The sequence below is a fragment of the Otoolea muris genome (assembly GCF_943193115.1).
GTDB classification, from domain to species: Bacteria; Bacillota; Clostridia; order Lachnospirales; family Lachnospiraceae; genus Otoolea; species Otoolea muris.
The window spans coordinates 1-9,813 of record NZ_CALPCY010000092.1; the positions used below are offsets into that span (position 1 = coordinate 1).

A 9,813-nucleotide genomic window follows, 5' to 3' on the forward strand; every position below is an offset into this window, starting at 1 on the left:
TTCCAATCGCCGCTGTTCCGGTTGCCGCTGTTGCAATCGCCGCTGTTCCGGTTGCCGCTGTTCCGGTTGCCGCTGTTGCAAAGTCCGGTGCAACCCTTTCCCGTATTCACGATTTCAAGCAATTCAGCCCACGGGATTTCACGCACGATTTCCAGCTTGTCAGTACAACATTTATCCCCATCTTCCGCAACCGTGCCATAAGCAACCACTTCCGCAACCTTATTTTCAGGATCGAAGCGGTAATAATTGAAGCAATCAGCCGCCTTTTTGCAGAAGTGCATACCTTCATCACACACGGAAGGGGTAACATCTTCTTCAAATTTGCCGGGGCAAGTGTACGCTTTGTTTCGGCAAGTCCAATCAGGATTGAACACCTTGAACCCTTTAACAACTCCTGTTTCACTCATGTTTTGTTATCCTCTCTTTCTGCCATCAGGCAATTTCTTTCATAGGAACTTCAATTCCCGTGTATTCAGTGAATTTCACAGAAGAAATAAAATAACTCCATTTCTGCAACTTCACCGCATAGCCCCACGGGAAAACTCCATCCCGTAACCCTTGCATAACCCATTCTTTGGATTTCCCCATCAGTTTAGCGATAAGCGGCACGGGAACATTCACAACCCCGTCATGCTGAACCGTTGCAGCGGTTTCAGAAAACTGGTTGAAATAGTTCTCCTGAACTCCCAGCGCAAGGGCGATCTGCTTCTTGCGATCCTCTGCGGGTTCATTCTTGCCGGAAAGATACTGACTGATCGAAGATTTCCCGATCCCGGTAAGGTCTGAAAGTTTGGATTGACTGATACCCAAATCTTTCATCAGGTTTTTCAATTTGTCTGCAAATTTCATCATTCACTTCATCCTTTCTCTTTTTCTGGTTAGTCCTGAATCATGGGACTTTTGTTGTACTGCTCCTGAACCTTGATCTGCCGCTTGTTGCCAGCAACATCACATTCCCACGCAACACGGAAATTCTTTCCTGCGGCTTTCATGCCGTCCAGATATTCCCTTGCTTCTTCCGGGGAATCAAATTCAAGAACCTTCACGATTGCAGCAGATAAAACTTTCTTCATTCCGTTTCACCATCCTCTGTTAAAATCTTGATTATTAGTTCCTTGCGCTTTTTGTTCGGTTTGTATTTTCCAATCCGGTAATAATAAATAGAACTCCGGCATATCCCCAACTTTTCAGTCAGTTCATTTAACCCGTACTGGTTTAACAGACCAATAAAATATTCGTTGTCAGATTCTTCATGATTCTTTTTCTTCTGAATGTCAGTAACTTTCTGGATGTCAAGCCCTGCTTTCCTGAATAAGTCAAGCACGATAGGAAGCCGTCTATTGTCACACCTTGCTATTGCTTTTCCGGCATCCATGTAATCATCACTGGTAAGCGGTCTTGTTGGTTTGTACCCCTGCTCTTTCCCTGAAACTTCATACTTTCCCGTTTTTCTGATTGCCGGAAGAACTTCCTCAAATATCCACCGTTCAAATTTTTCAGAGGAAGGAAGTTTACTGTGAGTAATCAGGCGGTACAAGTTCGGCTCTCCAATAAACTTCATCTTTACTTGCTGAACTGCTGGACTTCCGTCTGCCTTTGTTCCCGTCTGTACCCCCAGGTCACAAATCGTTACCCAGGGTTCTTTACAGTGATCCAAGAGTGCTTTCTTTGTATTTACATACCCCAAAGAAGAAGCAACATCCTTACCGCAGAACCAAGGTTCATTGTCAATAGTGATTGTCCTTATCTGACCGAACTCTGGATTTTCAAAAATTTTCAGTTCGTCCATCCTCTTCACCATCACTTTCTCTTTTCTTCAACGCTGCCGCCATACCCTCACCATATCCAAGAAGATAGTTCTGATCTTCTTTAGACATTTCCGGTAATACCTGCTTAAAAGTTTCAAGGATTTTTTTCTGTTTCTCTGACATATTCCCACTTCCTTTCTTTAAATTTATTTGCACGGCTCTTATGCAGAGGATTTACATTGATTACCTCTTACGGGTGATTAAGCCGCTGCCGGACAGATTCAGTTGCCAAGGTTCACCGCACTCTGCATTTTCACGGGGTTGTGACCGTCCTTGCCTGCATTACGGCGGGGTGTTGCAGCACCCCATCTATATCAAAATCACTTCATCCTTTTATTTCAAATCAATGTAGAAATTGTTATCATCCTGCCATGTGAAACATTCAAGTTCAGCGTTCATGTATTTCAGAATGTTGTCCTGATACCAGTTTCCGCTTGTAATCAGATGGAGATCAGCTCCACGAACCCAAACCACCGTGTTATCATCAATCAGCCCTAAATCATGCACTTTCTTCAATGTCATATCCGTTACCGCCTTTCTTTAAATACTGCCGTTTTCACAGCCTTCAACCACTATCACAAGTCCAGCTTTCAGTTCACAGCAAGTTTCCACACCACAGACAACCGTTCTTTCCCGTTCATTTCTAGGGTAAATGTTGGTGATCGGTCTGTCTGCCAGATCATCAGGAACTTTAATTTCGTGTTCCCCGTCATAGTAAACGATCCAGCCCTGACCTTCTATTGTCCCAACCGTGAACGGCATACTTACCGCCAGCACTTCCAGAAATTTTCTTAATGTCATATTCTCCACCTTTCCGGGAAGCGGGTTTTACTCCGCTTCCTCAAACTTCATTTCACAATCGCCACAAATAACATTCACTTCTTTTGTTGCTCTGATAATGCAACCGCATCCGGGACAGACATATTTCCGGGTTGATTGTTTGGTTTTGGACGCTCCCGGAAGTTTCAGTTCAGGCTTCCTGAAAAGCTGAAATTTCTTGTCCTGCAAGCTGTCAACAAAGGCTTTTGCTTCCGGGTTCAGGCTTGTTCTCGTCCACCCGTATTTTGCATCTTTTTCAACGGTCAAACCATGTTGTTCAGCAGCTTCCTTGTATTTCTTATTGTGATAAGTCCCGCTTCTGGAAGTGTCCTGAACTCCCTGCTGCAAGTTCCAAAGATGAACCATTTCATGTAAGAGGGTTTCAGCAACGTGTTCAAAAGGTCTTGCAAGGTGTTCAGCGCAAAGGTTGATTTCATAGAACCCTTCATTTTTCATAGCTTCCACTTCTTCCGGTTTCATTTCGGAAATCGCTTTCGGCTCTTTGTTGCTCCACGCTTTCCATGCGGTACACCATCCATAAGCCCCTTTTGTGGTGTCCGGGCTTACGGTGATAATCGGCTTTTGAAGTTCACCGCCGTAAAACTTTTCATTGAACTTTGAAAATAAATTTTCAAGTTTATCAATTATAGGTTTCAAACTCTGTTCTGCCATGATCCAGTACCCTTTCTGTTACTTGTTTTGTTGGTATATTGCAATTATATGTTGGTTAATATCTTTTGTCAAGCATTTTTTTGAAATTAACCAACATTTTGTTGACAAGCAACATTTTTGACTTTATAATTAGTAACAGAAAGGTGGTGATGATTTTGAAAGATCGGATTAAAAAGCTAAGAAGGGAGTTAGATTTAACACAGCAGGAATTTGCAGACAAGATAAGAATATCAAGGGGAAATATTGGAGCATATGAAGTTGGCAAAAATGCTCCCAGTGATGCTGTAATCTCCCTGATCTGCACCAAATTCAATGTCAATGAAAATTGGCTCCGACATGGGAATGGAGAAATGTTTGCAGAATTGGACATGGAAGATCAACTAATGGCATGGGCTGGAAAAGTTTTAGGCGGTCAAGATTCCAAGTTTAAAAAGCGGTTTGTAACTATGCTCATGGGTTTATCTGATAGCGAATGGGAATTTTTAGAAAAGAAAGCGAAAGAACTTGCCGCTGATGACACAGAAAAAGAGGGCTGAACATCAGTCCAGCCCCAAATACATCCTGATAAAGTGATATAGCCGTCTAAGTTGATTGGCTGACGCTTTATCAAGCAACTCAATAATGAGTTGTTTATAGTCCATGCTTCTCACCCTCTATGTAGCCGCACGTTCTATGGTAGCGATACAGAAATTATACCAAACATATGTTCGGCTGTCAAGACAAGCGGTTAAGGTGAAGGTGGAAGATAAATCCAAGTTGGCACCAAGATGGTTCAAGTTGCGGTTCAAGTTAAAAACCGCATAAAATCAAGAAAATTCAAGATGCACCAAGTTACTTCCAACTTCTAAGCAAAAGGAAGAAATCATCATAAATTTATGATGAAAATTAAAAATAAATATAGTAATAAATAACTGGTTTATCTTGAACTACTTGCACTTTGAAAAATTTATTTCAAAAATCAGAAAGGAGATTATCATGTTACTTGCAGGTACAACAAATTCTGTCGGTTCGGCGACTTTTCCCGAATGGTTGCCGCCATTGATTATAATTCCAGTTATGGTTCTGATTGTGCTAATGATTAGAAAATCCCGGAAAAGGGCAAAAGCTAACAAAGAAGCTATCCGACAAAGCGGAATTTTATCTTATACCGCATTTCATCATGTGGACGGGCTACAGATTCCAGAAAATACCTTATGTGAAATTAAATCTTTTTCGGATAGAATTGAATTCAAAGCCGGGACAACCAGCATCAAGCTGGCACGAGAGAAAATCACTGATATGTCCATCAAAACCGACACTGAAATTCAAAGTCAGGCGGTTTCAAGTATTGGTGGGGCAATCGCTGGAGGCGTGATGTTTGGGACTTTGGGTGCGATAATCGGGGGAAGGACAAAAAATAAAAAGGTGAAAACCACTACCCAATATTTAATTATTACCTATACCGGGGAGCAAGGGGAGTTGAAATATATTGGTTTCGATATTAAAAATAATCCCCCTTCTGCATCAAAACTGGTTAAAGAATTCCATGAACTGAATACAAATTCAGGGGTTCAAATCGAACTATGAGAAACAAAAAATTCCCGCCAGTGCTGCAACACCAGCGGGACGTGACCTATAATTCAGGATGAAGTGATATTATAGGCAGTTCACATACTTATCATACCACTTCATCCTTCCAAAATCAAGGAAAGGATGATTTTTATGAAGTTACCAAATGGGTATGGTACGGTGACTAAGCTATCAGGGAATCGCCGCAAACCATACGTTGTGAAGGAAGGTATATCCGGGAAGCAAAAGCCCATAGGATATACCGCCACACGGGAAGAAGGACTTATCCTTCTTGCTCAATACAATAATGATCCGTGGGATATACAGACGGACAAAATCACATTTCAGGAACTATATAAATTGTGGCTGGAAAAGCGGGCTGTCAAATTGGGGGCTTCAAATCAAAGTTCCCTGAAATCTGCATACAAACATTGTGTGAAGCTGGAAAAGGTGAAATATAAGCAAATCAAATCTTACCAAATGCAAGATTGTATTGATAGCTGCGGAAAGGGTTATTCCACGCAAGGGGCAATCAAAAACTTGTTCGGACACCTTGACCGTTTCGCTATGGAACTGGACATAATTTCAAAGTGCTGTTCCGATCTGCTTACCTCTGCACCAATACCGGAAACAAGCAAGGAGATTTTCACGGATGAAGAAGTTGCCCGGATATGGGACAACCAGAAATTGGAATGGGTTGATTCAATCCTATTCTTCCTTTACACCGGATTCAGGATTTCGGAAATGATAGACCTGAAAACGGAAACGGTTGACCTTGAAGCCGGAACGATCACCGGGGGAACAAAAACCGCTGCCGGGAAAAATCGACTTGTCCCCATTCATTCAAAAATTCAAAGTATTGTTCAAAAGAGGATTGAACAATCAAAAAGCGGGTATCTGTTTGAATACAACGGGAAAAAGCTGAACCAAACACAATATAGGGAATTTTGGGCGGGCATCATGGACAAGCTGGAAATGCAGCATACCCCGCATGAGTGCCGCCACACATTCAGAAGCCGCCTTGATTCTGCCGGGGCAAATAAGGTCTGCATTGATAGAATCATGGGGCATAAGTCGAAAGGGACGGGTGAACGGGTTTACACCCATAAAAATATAGAAGAACTCAAAATGAACATTGAACTAATAACGAATTAGTAACAAAAAAGCCCCGTATTGCCGGAAAATCAAGCAATACGGGGCTTTCTGTCAACATTATACCACAGCACCTCTGAGTTTTGAAGTTCTGTTGCTTAATACCGGAAATAAAAATTGGCTTCTAGAATCTTACTTCTACAAGCCAGCAACTACAACACCATATACAATTATCACCATTTTGTGCATACTGTTCCTATTTCCCCCATTTTACAAACGCTATACACACAATACACAATCAAAACCTTGCTCCATATTACATCCATATGGAGATAGGCAGAGAACACCCTCAAGGTAGGATTGCGCTGTTGGAAGTCCTGCATATATTTATCAAGTATCTTTGCCGCAAGCTGTCCTTCCTCTGTCTTTGCTCCCATATCGTCTTTATTCCCGATTTGCAAAATAATCTCATGGAACGGCTTCTCCTGTTTGCCGGAACAGATTTTCTCATAATAATCATCAATCCGGCGGTCACTTCTGGTCTGCTTTTCATTGTATCGGGCGAGTGCTTCATCAAATAATTCATGGTATACATCTTTGATATTCTCATTGCAGTATTTCACGTTCAGACAACTCCGCTCCGGGTCAGTGTTCTTTGCATGGAATTTTCTGCTGTTATGGTTGACAGAGCCTTTCCCTGTCATAACGCTGATTGTCCGCTTCAATAAATTTCCCTTTCTCCCAATCGGGTAATGAGCGCCGGAAACGGCGCATAGCCTTTGTTACTTTCTGCGAAAGCTGAGTATTCTAAGCGAACTAGCGAAACTACTAAAAATATCAGTCACAGACGGCTATAAAGGCATGGGTTTTCAGCAAATTACACAATAAAGAACGCTATCTTACGGTGGTGTTCTTTTTTTCATGCCCTTTTCCGGCCTGCTGACTGCGGAAAGGTGGTGAAGCGAAGCCATGCCAGACCCTGCCATGCTGGATTACTTCTATGGCGACGAGGCGGAACAATATACCTTCTACCGGATACCGAAAGTACTGTTCACTGACCCTGGCTACCGGCGCATATCCTCTGACGCCAAGATCCTCTACGGCCTTATGCTTGACCGCATGGGGCTGTCTGTCCGCAACGGCTGGCTGGACGATCTAAGCCGGGTATTTATCTATTTCACCCTGGAGGACGCTTTGGAGTATCTGTGCTGCGGCCATACAAAGGCGGTTTCCCTCTTTGGGGAACTGGATAAGAATGGGCTGATTGAACGAAAGAAGCAGGGCCAGGGAAAGCCCACGATCATCTACGTGAAAAACTTTATCCGGAAACCGGAAATCCAGACTTCCGAAAAACGGAAGTCTAAAGTTCCGCAAACGGGAAGTCAAGACTTCCAGAAAACGGCCACTAATAATACTGAGAAGAATAAGACTGAATTGAATGATACTGACCTATCGATCTATCCGGCCAGTGGGCTGACGGAAAGCCGTGGGCCTGGGGCTGACGATACGATGGATAGGATACGGGCTTACCGGAGGTTGATTAAGGAAAATATTGAGTATGACATCACCAGGGAGCGCCTTGGCTATGACGCCGAAATTCTGGACGAGATATTAGACATTATGGTGGATACGGTATGCGGCACAAAACCCATGGTGCGGATCAGCGGCCAGGACTTTCCTGCGGAGGTGGTAAAGAGCCGTCTGTTAAAACTCAACTCGGAGCATATCAAATACGTGGTGGACTGCTTAAAGTCCAATACCACAAAAGTACGAAATATCCGTTCTTACCTGCTCACCTCCCTCTATAACGCCCCCACAACCATAAGCAGCTACTACACGGCCCTGGTCAACCACGACCTTTACGGCGGCGGGTAACTGCTTTTTTCTTGCCTATACCGGCGCTGCCGGGGAAAGGAGTGTTCCATGAAAAAACCATTCGCTTATATTACCGCTGTCTGGAAGGGCGGCGAGTTTACGGTCGCTGACCAGGCAAGCGTTTACTGCCGGAAAGTCTATGAGACCGGATTTACCCCGATCTGCCCGGTTCTCTACCTGCCCAACTTCCTGCGGGATTCTATCCCCGCCGAGCATAAGGACGGCATTGACATGGCCCGTGAACTTCTGCGCCGGAGCCATGTCCTGATCGTCTGCGGTGACGAGGTGGACGAGGCAGTGAAGAACGACATCGCCGTTGCCCAGCGGCTGGGTATCACGGCGACCACCCTGGACGGGATCTTAACGATACGCTCCCAGGGAGAAAACCAGGTGGAGCCTTAATGGTTCCCTCCTGCCAGGGAAAGGAGTGGTGACAGATTGCAGGAAGAAATTGAGAACAAATCCGTTGCGCTTAGCATTAAAACCACCAAGCTGACCGCCGGCGTGCTGAAGGCGGCGCTCATAAAGGCCCTTGCGGAAATGGAGAAGCAGCGGAAAAACCCCAAAGTCTATAAGGGCAAACAGAGCGTGAAACATCTTGTACGGCAGGGGGTCGGGGTCAGCAACATTGAGGTCACGGACGGCAATATCAAGTCCTTTGAGAAGGTGGCCCGGAAATACGGCATTGATTTCGCTTTGAAGAAGGACGCCTCCACCCAGCCGCCCCGGTATCTGGTCTTTTTCAAGAGCCGGGACGCTGACGCTCTGACGGCAGCCTTCCGGGAGTATTCGGGCCGGGTGGTTAACGACAAGTCCAGGGAAAAGCCCTCGATCCGCAGGCAGCTTGTCAAATTGCAGGAGGTGGTCAAAAACATGGCCAAGTCCCTCTCCCGGAACAAACAGCAGGAGGTGGACAGATAATGAAACGAAAAAAAATCAACAAAGCCAAGCTGTTAAAGGCGGGTTTCCCCTATCTCTTCATGGGGTTAATGGCTACCAAGCTGGGGCAGGCGTACCGCATGGCCTCCGGCGGTGACGTGCTGGATCGGATTTTCGGGGCTTTCCTTACAATCGGCCCGGCGTTCGCAAACCCGCTGCCAAGTTTCCACCCCTTTGACCTGCTGGTGGGAGCCTTTTGCGGCGCTCTTTTGTGGTTCGTTGTCTACCAGAAGGGCAAGAATGCCCGGAAATTTCGGCGTGGCGCTGAGTATGGAACGGCCCGCTGGGGGACGGCAAAGGACATTGAGCCGTTTATCGACCCGGATTTTTCCCAGAACATTCTTCTGTCCGACACGGAGCGTCTGACCCTGGGGAAGATCGCTGACCCGGAAAAGAGGAACGTCAACTTAAACGTGCTGGTCATCGGCGGCTCCGGCAGCGGCAAGACCCGCTACCACATCAAGCCCAACCTGCTCCAGATGAATGCCTCATATGTCTGCTCTGATCCGAAAGGTACCGTGGTCGAGGAGGTGGGACGTGCGCTGGTGCGGGGAGGGTATCGGATCAAAGTTTTAAATACCATTGATTTCTCCTGCTCCATGCACTACAACCCTTTCGTTTATCTCCACGGGGAAACGGACATTCTCACCCTGGTGACGGTAATCATGACCAACACCCAGGGGGAAGCCAAGGGCGGCGATGATTTCTGGCAGAAGGCGGAGGCCCTGCTGTACCAGGCGCTGATCGCCTACATTTACTATGAGGCGCCGGTGGAGGAAAAGAACATGAACACCCTGCTGGATATGATAAACGCCTGCGAGTGCCGGGAGGATGATGAGAATTTCAAGTCAGCGGTTGACCTTCTCTTTGAGCAGCTGGAGCAGCGTGACCCCAACCATTTTGCGGCACGGCAGTATAAAAAATTTAAAATGGCCGCCGGCAAGACCCTAAAAAGTATTTTAATTTCCTGCGGGGCCAGGCTTGCCCCCTTTGACAGTGCAGCGACACGTTGTCGCATATAAACTTTGCGTAGGATTTTCCTGCAAAGAGGTAAAAGTGA

General features: G+C 45.5%; 14 protein-coding genes and 2 pseudogenes. 7 read left to right on the plus strand and 9 right to left on the minus strand.

Annotated features, from left to right (window positions below; all coding sequences use genetic code 11):
- The 8 genes from NFS31_RS25525 to NFS31_RS25560 form a co-directional block, all read right to left on the minus strand.
- A partial coding sequence (locus NFS31_RS25525; RefSeq protein ID WP_251501562.1) for a pentapeptide repeat-containing protein occupies positions 1 to 407 on the minus strand: 407 nt, incomplete at its 3' end.
- Positions 408 to 432: 25 nt separating this feature from the next.
- Positions 433 to 852, minus strand: a complete 420-nt coding sequence (locus NFS31_RS25530; protein ID WP_251501565.1) for a helix-turn-helix domain-containing protein — start codon at positions 850 to 852, stop codon at positions 433 to 435.
- Between the two features lie 26 nt (positions 853 to 878).
- On the minus strand, positions 879 to 1,073 hold the full coding sequence (locus NFS31_RS25535) for a hypothetical protein (RefSeq protein ID WP_251501568.1): 195 nt from the start codon (positions 1,071 to 1,073) through the stop codon (positions 879 to 881).
- Complete coding sequence (locus NFS31_RS25540) at positions 1,070 to 1,801, minus strand: BRO-N domain-containing protein (protein WP_251501570.1); 732 nt, start codon at positions 1,799 to 1,801, stop codon at positions 1,070 to 1,072. The genes NFS31_RS25535 and NFS31_RS25540 overlap by 4 nt, the downstream gene beginning before the upstream one ends.
- Positions 1,767 to 1,931 carry a hypothetical protein gene (locus NFS31_RS25545; RefSeq protein WP_251501573.1) on the minus strand — a complete coding sequence of 55 codons (165 nt, stop codon included), beginning with the start codon at positions 1,929 to 1,931 and terminating at the stop codon, positions 1,767 to 1,769. The genes NFS31_RS25540 and NFS31_RS25545 overlap by 35 nt, the downstream gene beginning before the upstream one ends.
- 210 nt (positions 1,932 to 2,141) lie before the next feature.
- Entirely contained in the window at positions 2,142 to 2,330 is a 189-nt protein-coding gene (locus NFS31_RS25550; RefSeq protein WP_251501579.1) for a hypothetical protein, read from the minus strand.
- A gap of 18 nt (positions 2,331 to 2,348) precedes the next feature.
- Positions 2,349 to 2,609, minus strand: a complete 261-nt coding sequence (locus NFS31_RS25555) for a hypothetical protein (protein ID WP_251501582.1) — start codon at positions 2,607 to 2,609, stop codon at positions 2,349 to 2,351.
- Positions 2,610 to 2,636: 27 nt separating this feature from the next.
- Positions 2,637 to 3,299, minus strand: a complete 663-nt coding sequence (locus tag NFS31_RS25560) for a SprT-like domain-containing protein (RefSeq protein WP_251501585.1) — start codon at positions 3,297 to 3,299, stop codon at positions 2,637 to 2,639.
- A 149-nt stretch (positions 3,300 to 3,448) separates the two neighbouring features.
- On the opposite strand from NFS31_RS25560, the gene NFS31_RS25565 reads away from it, so the two are divergent.
- The 3 genes from NFS31_RS25565 to NFS31_RS25575 all read left to right on the plus strand — a co-directional run bounded on the left by NFS31_RS25565 (position 3,449) and on the right by NFS31_RS25575 (position 6,002).
- Positions 3,449 to 3,835 carry a helix-turn-helix transcriptional regulator gene (locus NFS31_RS25565; protein WP_251501589.1) on the plus strand — a complete coding sequence of 129 codons (387 nt, stop codon included), beginning with the start codon at positions 3,449 to 3,451 and terminating at the stop codon, positions 3,833 to 3,835.
- A 439-nt stretch (positions 3,836 to 4,274) separates the two neighbouring features.
- Positions 4,275 to 4,865 carry a hypothetical protein gene (locus NFS31_RS25570; protein WP_251501592.1) on the plus strand — a complete coding sequence of 197 codons (591 nt, stop codon included), beginning with the start codon at positions 4,275 to 4,277 and terminating at the stop codon, positions 4,863 to 4,865.
- 135 nt (positions 4,866 to 5,000) lie between these two features.
- Positions 5,001 to 6,002 carry a tyrosine-type recombinase/integrase gene (locus tag NFS31_RS25575; RefSeq protein ID WP_251501596.1) on the plus strand — a complete coding sequence of 334 codons (1,002 nt, stop codon included), beginning with the start codon at positions 5,001 to 5,003 and terminating at the stop codon, positions 6,000 to 6,002.
- Positions 6,003 to 6,259: 257 nt separating this feature from the next.
- Here NFS31_RS25575 and NFS31_RS25580 read toward each other — a convergent pair.
- Positions 6,260 to 6,643: pseudogene (locus NFS31_RS25580) on the minus strand (plasmid recombination protein); the annotation flags it as partial.
- A gap of 265 nt (positions 6,644 to 6,908) precedes the next feature.
- On the opposite strand from NFS31_RS25580, the gene NFS31_RS25585 reads away from it, so the two are divergent.
- From NFS31_RS25585 to NFS31_RS25600, 4 genes and pseudogenes are all read left to right on the plus strand, one after another.
- A complete protein-coding gene (locus NFS31_RS25585; protein ID WP_251501599.1) occupies positions 6,909 to 7,814 on the plus strand; it encodes a DUF6017 domain-containing protein in 906 nt (301 codons plus the stop codon).
- 48 nt (positions 7,815 to 7,862) lie between these two features.
- Positions 7,863 to 8,216, plus strand: coding sequence for a DUF7768 domain-containing protein (locus tag NFS31_RS25590; protein ID WP_251501602.1), 354 nt, complete (start codon positions 7,863 to 7,865; stop codon positions 8,214 to 8,216).
- A 36-nt stretch (positions 8,217 to 8,252) separates the two neighbouring features.
- Entirely contained in the window at positions 8,253 to 8,735 is a 483-nt protein-coding gene (locus NFS31_RS25595; RefSeq protein ID WP_251501605.1) for a PcfB family protein, read from the plus strand.
- A pseudogene (locus NFS31_RS25600) lies at positions 8,735 to 9,763 on the plus strand (VirD4-like conjugal transfer protein, CD1115 family); the annotation flags it as partial. The gene NFS31_RS25595 and the pseudogene NFS31_RS25600, both read left to right, overlap by 1 nt.
- Between the last annotated feature and the right edge of the window lie 50 nt (positions 9,764 to 9,813).